This is a genomic window from Mammaliicoccus sp. H-M34 (assembly GCF_022386495.1).
In the GTDB taxonomy this organism is placed as follows: domain Bacteria; phylum Bacillota; class Bacilli; order Staphylococcales; family Staphylococcaceae; genus Mammaliicoccus; species Mammaliicoccus fleurettii.
The window spans coordinates 302,000-321,097 of sequence record NZ_JAJNIK010000001.1; the positions used below are offsets into that span (position 1 = coordinate 302,000).

Sequence of the window (19,098 nt, forward strand, 5' to 3'; positions counted from 1 at the left end):
AGAAAGAATATAACAACTACTTCTCCTTTAGTTCGTTACCTTATGCAATTAATTACAAAGTATAAAGCTATCTTTTTTAAAAGTCAATACAATGCATATATGTTATAATAATGATGATTAGATTGGAGGTAAAAATTTGAGTTCAAATCAGTCTAAAAACAAATTCAAAGATCAATTTAATCGTTCAAGTAAGAAGTATAAAGATACTTTTAAAGAAACAAAATGGTCTCCAAAATTAATATTCCACACTACATATAATGTAATAAGCAATTTATTCTTTATTATTATATTCATAAGTTGCTTATTATTAGCACTTGGCTTGGGTATTGGTGGCGGTTACTTCGCAGGACTTGTCAAAGATGAAAAAGTGATGTCAAAAAAAGATATGAAGCAACAACTTTATTCAATGACGGAAAGTACGTCTGTTTATTTTGGTTCTGGAGAGTCACTTGGTCGATTAAAAAGTGATGTCCAAAGGGATGTTATTAAAGGAAATGAAATAAGTGACAATGTTAAGAATGCTCTTATTTCAACAGAAGATGAAGATTTCTATAACCATAATGGTATTGTTCCAAAAGCTTTTCTTAGAGCTTCTGTTCAAGAAGTTTTGGGCAGTGCTAATTCTTCTGGTGGTAGTACATTAACGCAACAACTTGTTAAGAACCAACTTTTAACAAATGAAACATCTTTTGAACGTAAAGCTAAAGAAATGTTACTGTCGATGAATGTTGAAAAGAACTTATCAAAAGATGAAATTATCGATAGTTATTTAAATGTCGTTTCATTCGGTCGTAATTCAAATGGTTCGAATATTGCAGGTATTGAAGCTGCTGCACAAGGTGTATTTGGTAAATCAGCTAAAAAATTAAACGTGGCAGAGTCAGCATATCTTGCCGGATTACCACAAAACCCATATACTTACACACCTTTTTTACCTAATGGTGATTTGAAAGATGATGAATCATTAAAATTCGGTATAAATCGTCAGCACTATGTACTTAAAAGAATGTATCAAGAAGATAAAATCACTAAAAAAGAATACGATGAAGCTTTAAATTTCGACATAAAAAAAGCATTTGTTGATAAAGTCGAAGAACCAAACCAAAAATATCCGTTCTTAACTGAAGAAGTTGAAAATCGTACAGTTGATATTCTTAAGTATCATTTAGCTAAAAATGATAATATTTCTAAAAAAGAATTGGACCAAACGCCAGTACTTATGACGAAATATACAGAAAAAGCTAATCAAGCAATGCGTACTGAAGGTTATCGTGTTGATACAACAATTGAAAAAGACATGTATGATAAGATTCAAGACGTAAAAAATAATTCAGGTAGTTACTCATGGGATAGAGAAGCAGATTATACAAATAGTGAAGGTAAAAAAGCTTCTAAAGAATTCCAACATGAAGTCGGTGCCCTTCTAAAAGAAAATCAATCTGGAAAAATCCTAGCATTTGTTGGTGGTAGAGATTACGAAAAATCACAAATTAATCATGCTACTAGTGCTAAACGTTCACCAGGTTCAACTATGAAACCATTATTAACTTATGCACCGGCATTTGAAAATGGTTTAATTACTCCAAATACTGCTTTACTCGACAAAAAATTCGATTATCTTGGCTATTCTCCAGATAACTATGATAGAAGAGAATTTGGTCCAGTAACAGTTGATTATGCATTACGAAACTCATTAAACTTAAGTACTTTAAGGTTATATAGTAATGTACAAGACTATAAACCATGGGAAAACTTAAATAAAATGGGTATGACTGTACCTGAAGAAGTTCAAGATGGATTAGCCCTTACGCTTGGTACAGCTGACTTTACATTAGAACAAGATGTAAATGGTTATAGTTCATTAGCAAACAAAGGTGAATATAATGACAGTTACATGATTGAATCTATTAAATCACGTAATGGCGAAGTTATTTATCAGCATAAGAAAGATCCAAAACGTATATTTAGTGAATCAACAACATATTTAACAACAGATATCTTGAAAGGCGTTCTTGATGATGGTTCGGGTTACCAAATTAAAGATTCATTTGATGGTAATTGGGCTGGTAAAACAGGTACATCACAAGATGCTAAAGATAGTTTATTCGTTGGATATACACCAAAAGTAACACTAGGTATTTGGATGGGTTATGATCAACCAATTTCATTCGATGAAGATAGTCATTATCAACTATTTATGTGGAGAGATATGGTTAACGCATTATCTACTACTGATAGAGAAAAGCTTGGATATGATAGTGAATTCACAAAACCAAGTACTGTAAAAGAAGATACAATTTGCCAATATACTAATTCTACAGGTAGTTGTAGTAGCGGTGAATCTAAAGCACCTTCTACATTAATTTCAGATAAGGTAGATACATCTAACAAAGATATACAATCAGATTATGTAATGAAACGTTTAGGTAAAGCAATTGATCCTAATACATCATCTAAAGTTAAACCTAAAGAAAAAGTTGCTAAAAACTCTAAAGAAGCTTGGTCATACAAATCTAGCAGTAAATCTAGTAGTTCTGACAGCAAGCCATCCAGTGGTACAAGTACAGCACCACCAAGTAGCGACTAAACACAAAAGAGCTGAGACAATTAATTTGTCTCAGCTCTTTTTGCATCTTAAGTTAGAATAGCCCTACTGCAGATCCATCTTCATTAACGTCCATATTCAATGCTGCTGGTTTTTTAGGTAAACCTGGCATCGTCATGATATCTCCAGTCAACGCAACGATAAATCCTGCACCGGTTCTTGGTGATAATTCTCTAATTGTAATATCAAAGTCTGAAGGGGCACCGATTTGTTTTGGATCATCTGTAAATGAATATTGTGTTTTAGCCATACATACTGGATATTTGTCCCATCCATTTTCCTTTATCGTTTTAAGTTGTTTTATAGCTTTATCACTAAATTTAACTGATCTTCCACCATATACTTTCTGAACAATTGTTTCTAGTTTATCTTCTATAGACATATCTAAATCATAAATTGGTGAAAATTGTTGTGGTTCTTCTAAGACACGTAATACTTCTTTTGCAAGGTCTATTCCACCTTTTCCACCTTTTTCCCATACTTCAGTCAGTGCAACTTTTATGTCATGTTTTTTACACCAATCTAATACATATTGAACTTCTTCTTTTGTATCATGTATAAATGCATTAATTGCAACTACAGGTTCAACACCAAATTGTTTAATATTTTGAATATGTCTTTCTAGGTTTATTATGCCTTTTTTAACCGCTTCAACATTTTCACTTTTAAGTTCATTTTTCTCAACACCACCATGCATTTTCAAGGCTCTTATCGTAGCTACTACTACGACAGCACTTGGATCAAATCCCGCTTTACGAGTCTTAATATCCATGAATTTTTCTGCGCCTAAATCAGAGCCAAATCCACTTTCTGTTACAACTATATCTGCTAATTTTCTAGCAGTATTTGTTGCGATTATCGAGTTACAACCATGTGCTATATTTGCAAATGGGCCACCATGTACAAATGCAGGTGTACCTTCGATAGTTTGAACAATATTAGGTTTAATTGCATCTTTTAAAATGAGTGTTAATGCACCCTCAACTTTCAAATCACGAACCGTTACAGGCTTTCTATCTACTGTATAACCGATTGTTATGTTTGCTAAGTTTTCTTTTAAATCTTTAATACCATTCGATAAACAAAATACTGCCATTATTTCAGATGCAACTGTAATATCAAATCCATCTTCTCTTGGAACGCCTCGAGTTGGCCCACCAAGCCCAACAACTACTTGACGTAATTCTCTATCATTCATATCAAGTACACGTTTCCATTCTATTCGTCTTGAATCTATATTTAACTCATTACCTTGATAAATATGGTTATCTATAAAGGCTGAAAGTGCATTATTTGCAGTAGTTATTGCATGTAAATCTCCATTGAAATGTAAATTTATTTCTTCCATTGGTAGTACTTGCGCATAACCTCCACCAGTAGCGCCACCTTTCATTCCAAAGACTGGTCCAAGAGAAGGTTCTCTTAATGCTACCATTACATTTTTATTTAATTGATTGAATGCATCAGCTAAACCTACAGTAACAGTTGATTTACCTTCTCCAGCTGGTGTTGGACTCAATGCTGTTACTAATACAACTTGCCCTTTTTCTTTAATATCTTTTAACTTTGTAATATCAACTTTTCCTTTATAATGCCCATAAGGTTCCAAAGAATCATGAGGAATTCCTACCTTTTCAGCAATTTCATTAATCGGTCTTAATGTACTTTGTTTTGCAATTTCTAAATCTGATAAATGACTCAATATTGTTCACTCCTTAAATTTATATTACAAATTATAAGTATCTCAACTTTAGAATAAACAAATAATTGTAAAAAATCAATTTAACTTACCACTACTAATATCATGATAAAGGCTGAGACAATAATTTGTCTCAGCCTCAACTTTCATAAAAATTAATCTTCCAATGTAGATAAGTCACCTGCAGGTAAATCTAATTCCCATGCTTTTAATACACGTCTCATAATTTTACCTGAACGTGTTTTAGGTAATTTATCTTTAAAATCAATTTCACGAGGTGCTGCATGTCCAGCTAATCCTTCTTTAACAAATTTTCTTATCTCTTCTTTTAGTTCATCAGATTCTTCATATCCTTCTCTTAAAGCGATAAAGGCTTTTATAATTTCACCACGTACTGGATCTGGTTTACCGATTACCCCAGCTTCAGCTACTGCAGGATGCTCAACTAGTTTAGATTCAACTTCAAATGGTCCTACTCTCTCACCCGCAGTCATAATAACGTCATCAACTCTACCTTGGAACCAGTAATAACCATCTTCATCTTTATAAGCTGAGTCACCTGATACATACCATTCATCATTTATAAAATATGATTCATATTTAGGTTGGTTATTCCAAACTGTTCTCATCATTGAAGGCCAGCCTTTTTTCAATGCTAAATTACCCATTCTGTTAGGTGGTAATTCCTTACCTTGATCATCAACTATTGCAGCTTCAATACCAGGTAGAGGTTTACCCATTGAACCTGCTCTAATATCCATAGATGGATAGTTAACAATCATATGTCCACCCGTTTCAGTCATCCACCAAGTATCATGTACTCTATGGTTAAATACTTTATGAGCCCATTTAATGACTTCTGGATTTAACGGTTCACCTACTGATAATACATGTCTTAAAGATGATAAGTCATATTTACTAACAACATCGTCACCCGCACCCATTAACATTCTTAGAGCTGTCGGTGCAGTATACCAAATTGTTACACCATAAGTTTGGATAAATTCATACCAACCTTCTGGAGAGAATCTTCCACCCACGATACAATTTGTAACACCATTTAACCATGGACTAAAAATACCATATGATGTTCCTGTTACCCAACCTGGATCTGCGGTACACCAATAAACATCATCTTCTTTAAAATCTAAGACATATTTACCAGATATATAATGTACAACCATTGCTTCTTGTACATGAAGAACACCTTTTGGTTGTCCTGTTGAACCTGATGTATAGTGTAGTATCAATCCATCTTCTTTATCTAACCATTCGATATCAAATTTTTCATCAGCTTTTTCAAATTCTTTATTAAAATCAATATATTCATCACTTACCTCATCGTCTACTACAACGATATGTTCAAGGTTAGGTAATTCATCTTTAGGAATTCTTCCAACTAAATCGTTTGTTGTAATAATAACTTTAGCTTCACTGTTTTCAAGTCTATCTTTAACAGCTTTTTCCATAAATGCTTCAAATAATGGCCCAACAATTGCACCAATTTTCAAAGTACCTAAAAGTGAAAAGTATAATTCAGGCGTTCTAGGCATGAAAACAAATACTCTATCGCCTTTTTTAACGTTTGCTTTATTTTTCAAAACATTTGCAGCTTTATTACTCGCGATTTGCATATCTTTAAACGAATAACTATCTTGTCTATTCTGATCTTTATAATGAAGTGCAATCTTGTCCCCTTTACCATTATCAACATGACGATCAATACACTCATATGCCATATTTATCTTTCCAGTTTCACTCCAACTGAAATTTTTTTCAATTTCTTCCCAATTATGATTTTTTACTGCATCATCATAATTAGCAAGATTATAATTATCATTTAATGCTTCGTAAACTTCGACTTTCATTTAAATCTCCCCTTTTATAAATGTAATCGTTTTCAATAAAGCCTATTTCTATTATAATATAAATAGATGATACTTTTCAAAAAAATTTGATTATTCAAAATAAACTTTACAAATATAGAATATCATATTTATAGAAAGGAGGTACAAAATTGGAACACTTAAAAACTTTTTTATCTGATACTGTTACATATAATAAAGATATTAATATCATAATTGAAGGTCCAGTAAATTCAGATGAATTAAAGAAAATGACTTTCGACGAAGGTTTAAATAGTTTCAGAGTTCCTAAAGAACAATTTGAAGCTATTATTGAAATTGCCGAACTACCTGAAGGAAGAATCATCATTGCGCGCATAGATCAACATATTATTGGCTATACTACTTATCTTTATCCAGACCCACTTGAGCGATGGTCTGATGGCAATCTCCCCTATATTTTAGAGCTTGGTGCAATAGAACTTTCTTTAAAATATCGAAAGTATGGCTTAGGTAAAAAAATGTTGAAGTTAGCGATGAAAGCTCCGGAGATGGAAGATTTCATTGTTATAACAACTGAATATTATTGGCATTGGGATTTGAAAAATAGTGGTTTAGATGTGTACCAATATCAAAAAATTATGCATAAAATGATGGCTGAAGGTGGTTTAGAAGTATTTGCTACAGATGACCCAGAAATTATAAGTCATCCTGCAAATAGTTTAATGGCTAGAATTGGTAAAAATATTAAACAAGAACAAATGGAAGCATTTGATCAATTAAGATTTATGAATAGATTTTTCTTTTAGGAGGTAAAATTATGTTAGTTGAAAAAATTATGACATCACCTTGTACGACTATTCAAAGCGATAAATCCATTGAAGATGCATTAGTTTTAATGACACAAAAAGAAATTAGACACTTACCTATTGTTGATGAAGATAATCAGCTGCTCGGTATCATTTCTGATAGAGATATAAAAATGGCATTACCCAGCATATTATCAGATGATGAGCCGAACAAAAGCTTATCTTTATCTGTTTCAAAAATAATGAGACGCAATGTCATACGCTGTCACCCATTAGATTTCGTAGAAGATATTGCACTTGATTTCTATGAAATGTCTATAGGTTCAATTCCTGTTATAAGAGACAATAAAGTAATAGGCATTGTAACTCAAAAAGATATGCTCAACACATTTTTAGAACTAACTGGTGTCACAATGCCAGGTTCAATCATTGAAGTATATATTGACGATAAAGTTGGTGCGCTTCATGATATAACACATATATTCAAACAACAAAATATCGATATTTTAAATGTCCTTGCTTATGCTGATCAACAAAATGTTAATAAGAGATATCTTATGTTACGAGTAAAATCAATGAATCCCGAAAAAATATATAAACTATTAGAAGAACAAGGTTATCATGTCATCTATCCTTTTGGTATAAAAAATGACTAAAGTTAAATATGTTTATTCGGAAGATTTATTGAAATATCGGTTCTCTGATAGTCATCCATTTAATCAAATGCGTTTAAAGTTAACAACCGACCTTCTCATTGATTTAGGCGTGTTAACTTCTGAAAACATTATAGCTCCAAGAGTGGCGACAGATGAAGAACTTGAACTCGTACATGAAGTGAATTATATAGAAGCAATTAAAAAGGCAGGCAAAGGTGAATTACCGATAGATGAATATGACAAATATGGTTTAAATAGCGAAGATACACCTCAATTTGTAAATATGCATGAAAATAGCGCAAGAGTTGTTGGCGGAACACTTACTGCTGTAGATGCTGTCATGAATGGAGAAGCTACAAGAGCTTGTCATTTAGGTGGTGGCTTACATCATGGATTTAAAGGAAAAGCAAGTGGCTTTTGTATATACAATGACAGTGCAGTAGCTATTCAGTATATGCAATCTAAGTATAAGCAACGTGTTTTGTATATTGATACTGATGCACATCATGGAGATGGCGTACAATGGTCTTTCTATACGAATGAAGATGTTATGAACTATTCCATACATGAAACAGGAAGATATTTATTTCCAGGTACAGGCGCATTAACTGAGCGTGGGGATGGTAAAGGATTCGGTACTACTGTCAACGTACCTCTGGATGCATATACTGAAGACGATTCTTATATAGATGTTTTTAAGGATACAATTGAAGCAGTTTGTGAATCTTATAAACCAGATGTTATTTTAAGTGTAAATGGCGTAGATATTCATTACTTAGATCCACTCACACATTTGAGTTGTACTTTAGATACTTTATATAAAATACCTTATATCGTTAAGAATTTAGCTGATAAATATTGCGAAGGAAAAGTAATCATGATTGGTGGAGGTGGCTATAATATTTGGCGAGTCGTACCAAGAGCTTGGTCACATGTTTGGTTTGCATTGAATGATTTACAAACACCAAACACACCAATACCTCAAACTTGGATTGAAAAATATCAAGAACACGCTCCATTTCCACTAGCAACATCTTGGAGAGATGAAAAAGAAGGCTATATGGAAATACCAAGAAAAAAAGAAATATCCGAAAAAAATAACAATACTAAAATGAGAATATTAGATTGGTTTAAAATGTAAAAAGAGCAGAAATTCATTGTAACATTGAATTTCTGCTCTTATTTTTATAAAGGTTAGTTACACTTCTACTGACTTGTGTGAATATGGATGACCTTGCTTACACTTCTATCGACTTGTGTGAATATAGGTACTCTTGCTTACACTTCTACTGACTTGTGTGAATATAGATACTCTTGCTTACACTTCTACCGACTTGTGTGAATATAGATACTCTTGCTTACACTTCTACCGACTTGTGTAAATATAGATACCCTATGAATAAGAGGCTGAGACAATGTAATTTGTCTCAGCCTCTTATATAAATTTATTTAGTAGTTCCTCTATATTCTACTCTATAAGGTAAAATAACATTAGGTTCATCAATTTGTTCGTCATTCATATATTTAGTCAATAATCTCATACCAACTGCACCAATATCATATAACGGTTGAGTTACGCTAGATAATTGTGGTCTTACCATATGAACTAATCTCGTATTGTTAAAGCTTACAACCTGTAAATCCTCAGGAATTTTAACGCCAGCATCTTGAGCGGCATGGACAATACCAATAGCTTGCTCATCACTTATACATAAAATTACATCTGGATTTTCTTTTGAAATAGCTTCATAAGCACGACTTCCATCTTTATATGTTTCATTGCCTACAAATTTAGCATTATCTTCAATTTGAAGATTAGCATCTTGAAGTGCTAATTCTAATCCTTTAAAAGCATCATCTTGTGCTTTTTCAGAATACCCTCCACCTACAAATGCGAACTTCTTAGCACCTTTAGTGATAAGTGTTTCAGCAATTTGTTTACTAGCTTCTGTATAGTTGATATTAACTGAAGCAAGCTTTGAATCTTTATCATTTGTACCTGATACTACTACAGGAACAGATGATTTATCAATAAGTTCAACAGTTTCATCAGTTAACGTACCACCAAGGAAAATAATACCATCAACTTGTTTACTCAATAAGTTGTTAAATATTTCTTGTTCTTTTTCACTATCATTATCAGAATTAGAAATAATTGTATGATATTTATACATAGTAGCAATATCTTCTAAACCTCGAGCTAGCTCAGAATAATATACATTCGAAATGTCTGGAATAATTACGCCAACCGTTGTCGTTTTCTTACTTGCTAATCCTCGAGCAACTGCATTAGGTCGATAATTTAATCTTTTAATTACTTCATTTACTTTGTCACGTGTTGATGGTTTAACATTTTGGTTACCATTTACAACTCGTGAAACTGTTGCCATAGATACTTTAGCTTCTCTCGCAACATCATATATTGTTACAGTCATAATATCCTCCTATCTTTGAAAACGTTTTCTAGTACATTCTAGCACGTTTTCATAATGTTTTCAAAATATATGAAAGCGAACTCACAATTACCAATTATAAAAGATTATAAGAGTGTTGTCGATATAATTGCTCCAATAAAATCTTTCAAAGTGTAAATTGTTCATTCTTTTTCAGAAAACGAATGAACATATGACATAAATACAAAAACTCTCCCAACCCAAAATGTTATCTTTCGGATTGGAAGAGTTTATTGAGAATAGTAATACTATCTCACATTTATTTTTCGTATAGTTTTGCTGCTTGAACGATTTCTTTATGGAATGAATCAAATTCATTTAAGTCCATTTGTTGACCTGCATCACTTAATGCTACTGATGGATCAGGATGAACTTCTGCCATAACACCATCTGCTCCAACTGCTAAAGCTGCTTTAGCACAAGGTAACATAATATCTTTACGACCTGTACTGTGCGTTACATCTACCATTACAGGTAAGTGTGTGCCTTGTTTTAAAATTGGAACTGCTGAAATATCTAATGTATTTCTTGTAGCTTTTTCATATGTTCTAATACCTCTTTCACAAAGAATAATATTACTATTACCTTGAGAATGAATGTACTCTGCTGCATAGATGAATTCTTCAATTGTAGCTGATAGTCCACGTTTTAATAAAATTGGCTTATTCGTTTTACCAGCTTCTTTTAATAATTCAAAGTTTTGCATGTTTCTTGCACCGATTTGGAATACGTCTAAGTATTCATCAGCCATTTCAAAGTGAGATGGATTAACGATTTCGCTTACTACATTTAAACCGTATTTATCTTTAGTATTTTTAAGAATTTTTAATCCTTCTTCACCTAAACCTTGGAAATCATATGGAGAAGTACGAGGTTTAAATGCGCCACCTCTGATGAATTTCTCTCCTCTATCTGCTAAATCTTTAGCAACTGTGTCAACTTGTTCTTGTGATTCTACTGAACAAGGACCAAATACGAATGATTTTTTATTATTACCGATAATAGCTCCATTATCGAATTGTACAATTGTATCTTCTGGTTTCAGCTTACGAGAAACATATAAATGTTTTTCATTTTCTGATTTTTGTAAGTCTGTTGATGCTTTAAAGATTTCTTTAAATAATTGCTTAATAGTATTGTCGTTATATGGTCCTTCATTGTTATCAATTAAATGATTCAACATTTCTTTTTCACGTTGTGGATCATATACTTGAGTACCTTGTTTACGTTTTTCTTCACCTATTTTTTTAGCTATCGTACCACGCTCTTGTAGTAAAGCTAATATTTCATCATTAATACCTTCAATTCTTTCTCTTAAACTTTCTAATTCATTTGACATCCTATTCACCTCGTGTAAACAATTTAACTCACATACTTTAAAGCGATAAAATATATAAGTAATTAGATGTTAGTATAACAATTTAAAAGCGCCGATTCAACCCTAACATTTCATTTTTTATAAATTTCTTATTATTCAAACTATTATACTATACTTTAAGTTATATAAAAAGGAGCAGAACAGTCCAAAATAATGATTAAAGGCTAGGACAATTAATTTGTCCTAGCCTTCTAACTGTTAGTATTTACTAACTATTATTTTTTATCGAAAGATTTTTTCTCTACAACTGTTTTTGGTCCTTTTAAATCTTCGTCTTCTACTTCTGATTTAATAGCACCTTTTTGTGCTTTTAATTCTTCGTTAGCAACATCATCAGCTGTTACAACGCCTTTATTAGCTTTTTTCTCAGCTTGTTTAGATTTAACTTCGTCAGCTTTTTTCTTAGCTTCAGTTTTCTTTTCTTCAGCTTGAGTTTTAACTTCTTCAGCTTTTTGGTTTGCTTGTACTTTCTTTTCTTCAACTTTTTCTTTTACTTCGACTTTTTTATCTTCAGCTTGTGTACGAATCTCTTCAGCTTTAGATTGTGCTTGTTCTTTCAAGCCATCAGTTTTTGTTTTTACGTCATCTAAAATTTTATTAGACTTTTCACTTAAGTCACCTTGTAACTCTTTACCTGGTTTAGGTGCAAGTAGTAAACCTACAATTCCACCTACAACTGTACCCAATACTACTCCAAATACAAAGTCTCTACCGTTTGTATTTTTTTCATATTCTGCTTCATATGTTTCTAAACCATGTGTATATAAATCTCTATTATATTTATTTTCCATTTCTATTTCCTCCTAATTAAATTAAAGAAATGCACTTATAATCTAGATTATAAGTGCATTTAGTTTATTTTTTTAAACCTGCACCAATTTTATCTTCATCCAAGTTATCGCCTTGTGTTGTTTTTTCATTGTAGTTTTTTGGTACTTGCGTTTCAAAATCATTAGAAGAATTTATATCGCTTTTATATGATGATACATTACTTCTACGATCTCTTCTTAATTGCCATTTATCTGCAACTTCCATTGCAACATTTGACCATTGAATTACTTGAGAAATTTTATCTTCATTTTGTGAGATATTGTGAGTAATTGAATTAGTCACTCTATCAACTGAAGTGTTAAGTGTTTGAACTGAATCTCCAACACCTTTTACAGCATCTACAACAGAATTCAAACGTAATGATTTATCTTGAATATCTTCTGTTAAGCGATTTGCTTTATGAAGTAAATCTGTAGATTCACGTGTAATACCTTGTATTTGGCCTTGAATGCCATCTAGTGTTTCGTTAATACCTTTAACTGTTTTTAATAGTTGCATTAGGAATAGTGCTAAAACAACACATATTACTAAAAATGCAACAGCAGCAATAATTCCTGCTATTGGTAATATCCAATCCATACTGAACGCCTCCTAATAATTATAAAACTAAATCTTTAATTGATATACTAATATTTAATACCCTGACTCAATAAATTATAAACATATCAATTTTAAACTTCTAACGTAGAAACATAAGCTTTTTGAATTTTTTGAATGTCTCCAGCGCCCATAAATAGTATAACACCATTAGTATGTTTTTGTAGTTGTGAAACTGTATCTTCATTAATTAAATCTGAGTTTGGAATTAAAGCTTTTAAATCATGAATTGTTAACTCACCTTGTTGTTCTCTAATTGATCCAAAAATATCACATAAATATACTTTATCTGCTTGGTTTAAACTTTCAGCAAATTCATTTAAAAATGTTTCAGTTCGTGAAAAAGTATGAGGTTGAAATACTGCTACAACTTCGTTTTCTGGATATTTTTTTCTAGCTGATTCAATTGTAGCATTAATTTCTCTAGGATGATGTGCATAGTCATCTATTAAAATTTGGTTATCATAAAAGCTTTCACTAAATCTTCTTTTTACGCCACCAAATGTTAACAGAGCTTCTTTAATATTTGCAATATCTAATTTTTCTAAATGACAAACTGCTATTACTGCTAATGCATTAAGAACATGATGGTCTCCATACATAGGTGTAGTAAAAGTACCGATTAGTTCATTTTTAGTTTTGAAATAGACATCAAATGTTGTGCCCTTAAATGATGTATGAATATTTTTAGCAAAAACATCATTATCTTCTTCAAATCCATAGTAATAGATAGGAACGTCTGCTTCAATTTTTCTCAGCTCACTATCATGACCCCATGCTACAATACCTTTTTTTACATTTTTAGCCATCTCTTGGAAAGCATTTGTAACATCTTGTAAGTCTTTAAAATAATCAGGGTGATCGAAATCAATATTTGTCATGATTGCATAGTCAGGATAGTAACTTAAGAAATGTCTTCTATACTCACATGCTTCAAATGCAAAGTAAGAACTATCAGGCATACCCATTCCAGTACCATCACCAATTAGAAATGAAGTCTTTTGATCGCCATTCATAACATGTGATAATAACCCTGTCGTTGATGTCTTACCATGTGCACCCGTAACAGCTACAGAAGTATATTGAGACATAAAATCACCAAGGAAGATATGATAACGTTTAACTTCTAATCCTAATTCATATGCTCTTGCAATTTCAGGGTGCGAATCCGGAAATGCATTACCTGCAATTATTGTCATACCTTCTTTAATATTTTCAACATCAAAAGGTAGTATTTTTATCCCTTTATTTTTCAAAGCTATTTCTGTAAACACTGTATTTTCTATATCAGAACCTTGAACGTTATGTCCCATATCATGCATAATTTGTGCAAGTGAACTCATACCCGCCCCTTTTATTCCAACAAAATGAAATAATGTCATTTCATGTCACTCCTTCTAGTACTTAATTGTTAGTTTCTTTTTCTTCTAGCATATCTTTAGTAATTAAAACATCTCTTGGTTTGGAGCCATTAGGACCAGATATAAATCCTCTTTCCTCTAAATTATCAATCATTCGAGCAGCTCTATTGTAACCAATTTGGAAATGTCTTTGTATCAGTGAAGTTGAAATATGACCTTCTTTCACCATAAAATCACAAACATCATTAAACAAAGCATCTTTAGGTTGTTCATTAACTTTTTTCAACAATGTTTCTTCTTTGAATAGATAGTTAGGTTTCATTTGATTACTTACATTTGAAACTGTTTCATCAATTTCATCATCTGATACAAATGCACCTTGAACTCTTATTGGTTTATTCATACCATTACCAAGATACAACATATCACCATTACCAAGTAATTTTTCTGCTCCACCAACATCAAGAATAGTTCTAGAGTCAATCGAAGAAGATACCATAAATGAGATTCTAGTTGGAACATTTGCTTTAATTAAACCTGTAATTACGTTAACTGAAGGTCTTTGAGTAGCAAGTATCATATGTATGCCACAAGCTCTAGCCTTCTGTGCAATTCTGGCAATAGATTGCTCCACTTCTTGTGGAGACATCATCATTAAATCAGCTAATTCATCTATAACTATAATGATTTTCGCCATTCTTTGCTCGTAATTTGCTTTTTTATTAAAAGCAGTAATATTTCTCACATGTAACTCTGCAAAACGTTTATATCTTCTTTCCATCTCTTCAACAGCCCATTTTAAGCTAGCTGTTGCAGCTTTCACGTCAGTTATGACTGGTGCTACGAGATGAGGTAAATTGTTATAAGGTGCAAGTTCAACCATCTTAGGATCAATAAGTAATAATTTTAATTCATCCGGATGATTCTTATACAATAGACTCGTCAATATTGCATTAATACATACAGATTTACCAGAACCTGTTGCACCAGCAATAAGTGCATGTGGAGTCTTAGAAATATCCATTAATAACGGTTCATTATTAATCTTAAATCCCATAGCAACTGTCAACTTGCTTTCCGCTTGTTGGAATGCTTTAGAGGTAATCATCTGTCCTAAAGGTATTTTTTTCGGACTTTGATTTGGCACTTCTATTCCAACTAAACTTGTACCAGGTATTGGTGCTTCGATTCTAATATCTTTAGCTGCTAATGCCATTTTTATATCGTCTTGTAGTGCTGTAATTCTTGAAACTTTCACACCTTTTTCAACTGATAATTCAAATCTTGTAACTGTTGGACCTTGAATCATATTTACGACATGAGCTGGAACATTAAAATGATAAAATGCTTCATCTAATTCTTTTTTCTTGTCTTCTAGCCATTCGCTATTGTCCTCTTTTTCTACTACATCGTCTAAGATTGATACTGGTGGTAGTACAAATAAAGGACCTTTACGTTTTGTAGCTTGTTCAGATTCATTATTTTCTTTATTCTCTTGAACAACTTGTGAATTTGATTCATTATTTTCTTTACGCTTTATATCATTTTTGAATGTTTGGTGTTTTCGTTTATCTGAAGGCGTCATCAAGACATTAAACGGTGACGATTTTCTTGTTGGATTTGGTTTAAGTACTGGTTCATAAGTTTGTTTTTCTTCTGACTTTTCAACTTCCTCAAATTGAACATTACTTTCATGTTGATTCTCAATATCTTGAGTATTCTGCGCTTCTTCATCTTGAGGTGATTCCAGTAAGGTCTCATCTACTAATCCAAACGCTTCTTCAGATGAAGGTTCACTATCTTCTACTACATCGAAGTCTTCAAAGCTTATATCATCTTCTACAAAATGATTTGATTCTTCTATGATTTCTGAATGTGCTTCATCTATATGATTATTTAATGCTTCAGTATCATTTTCTTCTACTGGATTAATTACTTCATTTTCCTGGTCTACTTGTTCTTCAAACTGTTCAACTTCAGAACTTTGTTCAGACATCTCATGATGAGATTGTTCAGAAACATCACTTTCTTCTACTTCTACTACTTCCTCAAAAGTAGCATTTTCTTCATTTTCAAATACTTGATCATGAACATGTTCATCTTCATATGGTTCTGACATATCTTGTCCAATGTCTTGTTCATCACTGTTGTACGATTCTTCATCAAAATCTAAATCAATTTCTTTAAATTCATATGTAGTAAGGTCATTTACATCTGGTTGTAATGACATTTTGATTTCATCATCAGTAGATTCACTTTGATTGAGTTCGCTCGTATTATCTTTATCAACATCTTCATTATTAGAGTTATCGTTTGGATTATTCTTAATATATGAAGCTTGTTGTTTAAAGAAATAATCTTGATTTTTAACTTGCGATTTTTCTTCTTCAGATTCTAGATTTTTTAACTCTTGTTCTCTTTTTTCTCTTAATGCTTTTTCAAATTGTTTTTTCTTTTGAAGTTTCTTTTCACGTTCTTTTCTAATTTCAGAAACAATTTGAGATGCATATATATTCTCAATATTAATTGTGTTATCTGTCTTTGAATAAGTAGGTACATCTTGAATGATTTCACCATTTTGGTCTTTTTGAATGATTTCACCATTTTGGTCTTTTTGAATGTTTTCATTCTTAGTGTTGTCAGTATCATTATTTTTAAGATCATTTAAATAATCTGATGTGCTATGATCTTTTAGCCCACTATTAGGGACATCTTTTTGTTTGCGCATGCCAAAAATAGCTGAAGGAACTTCAGATGCCTTAAATTTCGGTTGGTGTAAAGAATTCAATCTTTCCTGAAATTTTGTATCTTCATTATACTTTTCAGCTTTTTTATTTTGATTTGATGTTTTATTATTTTTTTCATTTTTATAGTTATTTACATCTTTGTTCTGCGTTCTAGATGCATTATTAAATGATTGTTGCGTACTATTTTGATTTCTTCTGCGTCTTCTTCTATTTGTAGGGAATGAAGCTTCATTTTCATCATAAAACCTATTGTCATGATTATGTTCTTTCGGTTTATTATCATGTTCATTTTCTGATTGATTATATTGCTCCAAGTTATCGTCAGACGGTTCTTCATATTCCATTTGAATAGGAAATCTAAATTTCCCTTTAGGTCTTCTGTATATTTCTTCGTTAGTTGAATCATCTTCTGGATGGTAATCGGAAGATATTTGTTCTTTTTTTTCTTTTTCGTTATTTTGATTACTTTTAGATTGTCCGAATATATCATCAAACCAACTCATAGGTTCACTACCTTTCGTCTTCAAAAAATGGTGTTCCTACAGTATAACTATCATCCAATACCATTATACCTTTTTCTTTTGGAGCACCTTCCAAATCAAGTTCTTTCATTGAACATATCATACCAGTAGAAGGTACACCTCTTAATTCTGCATCTTTAATAAGCATTCCACTAGGCATAACTGCCCCTACTTTAGCTACAACTACTTTTTGTCCTTGGTCAATATTTGGTGCGCCACATACAATTTGCAATGTGCCATTACCAACATCAACTTGGCATACTGATAGTTTGTCAGCATCTGGATGTTTAGTCTTTTCTGTTACATATCCAACTACAAATTTAGGTGATAAATCAACTTCTAGTTTATAGTTAATATTATTTTTTTCTAATAAATCTTGTATGCTACTGATATGTTTTTCTTGAATTTTAATGTTTCCATTACCTTCTAACTGAACATATTTAGAAGCATTAAATATATTAAATCCTACAATATTACTTTCACTTTTAATAATTGTTATATCATTTTGATATTCATATTCTAAATTTTCAGTTGCAGGATCTATTGTGACCATTAGAACATCCCCAACGCCATTCTTGTTATAAAATAAATTCATTTTCTTAACTCCTTAAAGTCTTTTTTGATTATTTTTCATATTTTTAAATTTTTCTCTGTTTTTTTCAAGTCTTTCTATGACTTCTTGATTTCTCTTACGTGAATGATTTTTACCTAAAATAAAGATTGGTTCTAAAGGCTTTTCTGGTGTATAAGAGAAAGATAATGAAGTTATTGGAACAAGGCCATTTTGGAAAAATTGCATTGTCATTTGAGCAACAACATCATAACCAATTTCATTCTTAATGTCACAAATAACTAATACGTCTTGATGAGGCGTAGCTAATAACATTTCCCCTTCAATATTTTTATAAACATCCTTTAAAAATGTTTGATTTAATATTCTAGAAGCATCATAGCCGTCGTTAGTATTTACAAAATAGAATGTATTACCTTGAACTTCATCTGATTTATAAGTTGTTTTTTTCTTTTTGATGTTAAATAATGCTTGCTCTTTAATCTGTTCTTTAGTTAATTTAAGCTCTTCTAACATAGATTCATCAATTAAACGATAAGTATTACCTAAATCTAAAGCATAATAAACATTTGTCTCAGCAGTATGTTCATCAATTAAAAATGGTATACCTTCTTTCGTTTCTTTATGGAAACTTGTAGACCTAATAACTGGTAATATCTCTATTTTATTAATTTCTTTAGTAGATTCATCTTGCATTGCATTTATTGTCTCTGTTACGTAATAAACAATTTCATCAATTGTTTTATCACCTTTATCTTTATATTTAGCAATAATTGGCGCTAATTTAACAGAGAGCCCTTTTTTGTTATCAGTTCTTTCTATTCTTAAACTTTCATCTTCTCTATCAAACTTGAAATTTGCATCTAATGATTTCAAGCGATCTTTTAATAAATCTCTCATTTGAAAGACATTCATTCTAAACACTCCTATTTTTATACCTCTATATAGTTTACAACAAATTAGCACTATGTAACAGTGATAAACATATATAAATCAACTTAAATAAAATAAAAAAGCAGGTAATTC

At 31.5% G+C, this 19,098-nt stretch carries 14 protein-coding genes and 1 other annotated feature (1 of these 15 running past the window's edge); of the genes, 4 read left to right on the forward strand and 10 right to left on the reverse strand.

Translation table 11 applies throughout. From position 1 onward, the window contains the following. Positions 1 to 36, reverse strand: a binding site (T-box leader) (it extends 152 nt beyond the left edge of the window). Between the two features lie 100 nt (positions 37 to 136). Then, positions 137 to 2,587, forward strand: a complete 2,451-nt coding sequence (locus LQ608_RS01510) for a transglycosylase domain-containing protein (protein ID WP_239749277.1) — start codon at positions 137 to 139, stop codon at positions 2,585 to 2,587. A 52-nt stretch (positions 2,588 to 2,639) separates the two neighbouring features. Here the strand turns inward: LQ608_RS01510 and LQ608_RS01515 are convergent, their stop codons facing one another. Continuing rightward, positions 2,640 to 4,307, reverse strand: coding sequence for a formate--tetrahydrofolate ligase (locus tag LQ608_RS01515; RefSeq protein WP_239749278.1), 1,668 nt, complete (start codon positions 4,305 to 4,307; stop codon positions 2,640 to 2,642). Between the two features lie 152 nt (positions 4,308 to 4,459). Next, the gene (gene acsA, locus LQ608_RS01520) at positions 4,460 to 6,172 is read right to left on the reverse strand and encodes an acetate--CoA ligase (protein WP_239749279.1); all 1,713 of its coding nucleotides are present in this window, start codon (positions 6,170 to 6,172) and stop codon (positions 4,460 to 4,462) included. A 149-nt stretch (positions 6,173 to 6,321) separates the two neighbouring features. Here acsA and LQ608_RS01525 point away from each other — a divergent pair, with 149 nt between their 5' ends. The 3 genes from LQ608_RS01525 to LQ608_RS01535 are packed head-to-tail and all read left to right on the forward strand — an operon-like array spanning position 6,322 to position 8,754. Then, entirely contained in the window at positions 6,322 to 6,957 is a 636-nt protein-coding gene (locus tag LQ608_RS01525; protein WP_078357538.1) for a GNAT family N-acetyltransferase, read from the forward strand. Positions 6,958 to 6,968: 11 nt separating this feature from the next. Beyond that, the gene (locus tag LQ608_RS01530; protein WP_078357539.1) at positions 6,969 to 7,613 is read left to right on the forward strand and encodes a CBS and ACT domain-containing protein; all 645 of its coding nucleotides are present in this window, start codon (positions 6,969 to 6,971) and stop codon (positions 7,611 to 7,613) included. Beyond that, the gene (locus tag LQ608_RS01535) at positions 7,606 to 8,754 is read left to right on the forward strand and encodes an acetoin utilization protein AcuC (RefSeq protein ID WP_239749281.1); all 1,149 of its coding nucleotides are present in this window, start codon (positions 7,606 to 7,608) and stop codon (positions 8,752 to 8,754) included. The genes LQ608_RS01530 and LQ608_RS01535 overlap by 8 nt, the downstream gene beginning before the upstream one ends. A gap of 304 nt (positions 8,755 to 9,058) precedes the next feature. On the opposite strand, the gene ccpA is transcribed toward LQ608_RS01535, so the two are convergent. The 8 genes from ccpA to LQ608_RS01575 all read right to left on the reverse strand — a co-directional run bounded on the left by ccpA (position 9,059) and on the right by LQ608_RS01575 (position 18,987). Beyond that, a complete protein-coding gene (gene ccpA / locus LQ608_RS01540) occupies positions 9,059 to 10,048 on the reverse strand; it encodes a catabolite control protein A (protein WP_078357541.1) in 990 nt (329 codons plus the stop codon). 277 nt (positions 10,049 to 10,325) lie between these two features. Then, the gene (locus LQ608_RS01545) at positions 10,326 to 11,405 is read right to left on the reverse strand and encodes a bifunctional 3-deoxy-7-phosphoheptulonate synthase/chorismate mutase (RefSeq protein WP_078357542.1); all 1,080 of its coding nucleotides are present in this window, start codon (positions 11,403 to 11,405) and stop codon (positions 10,326 to 10,328) included. A 254-nt stretch (positions 11,406 to 11,659) separates the two neighbouring features. Next, entirely contained in the window at positions 11,660 to 12,235 is a 576-nt protein-coding gene (locus LQ608_RS01550) for a YtxH domain-containing protein (RefSeq protein WP_107510002.1), read from the reverse strand. A gap of 64 nt (positions 12,236 to 12,299) precedes the next feature. After that, positions 12,300 to 12,854 (reverse strand): DUF948 domain-containing protein, encoded by a 555-nt coding sequence (locus LQ608_RS01555; protein WP_078357544.1) that lies wholly within the window; start codon positions 12,852 to 12,854, stop codon positions 12,300 to 12,302. Between the two features lie 92 nt (positions 12,855 to 12,946). Continuing rightward, positions 12,947 to 14,254: a UDP-N-acetylmuramate--L-alanine ligase gene (murC, locus tag LQ608_RS01560; RefSeq protein WP_239749282.1), complete on the reverse strand. Its 1,308-nt coding sequence runs from the start codon at positions 14,252 to 14,254 to the stop codon at positions 12,947 to 12,949. A gap of 22 nt (positions 14,255 to 14,276) precedes the next feature. Continuing rightward, on the reverse strand, positions 14,277 to 17,507 hold the full coding sequence (locus LQ608_RS01565) for a DNA translocase FtsK (RefSeq protein ID WP_345773093.1): 3,231 nt from the start codon (positions 17,505 to 17,507) through the stop codon (positions 14,277 to 14,279). Further along, positions 17,491 to 18,096, reverse strand: a complete 606-nt coding sequence (gene ytpR / locus LQ608_RS01570) for a YtpR family tRNA-binding protein (protein ID WP_239749283.1) — start codon at positions 18,094 to 18,096, stop codon at positions 17,491 to 17,493. Before ytpR ends, LQ608_RS01565 begins: the two co-directional genes overlap by 17 nt. A 12-nt stretch (positions 18,097 to 18,108) precedes the next feature. Beyond that, entirely contained in the window at positions 18,109 to 18,987 is an 879-nt protein-coding gene (locus tag LQ608_RS01575; protein WP_078357547.1) for a DUF1444 domain-containing protein, read from the reverse strand. Between the last annotated feature and the right edge of the window lie 111 nt (positions 18,988 to 19,098).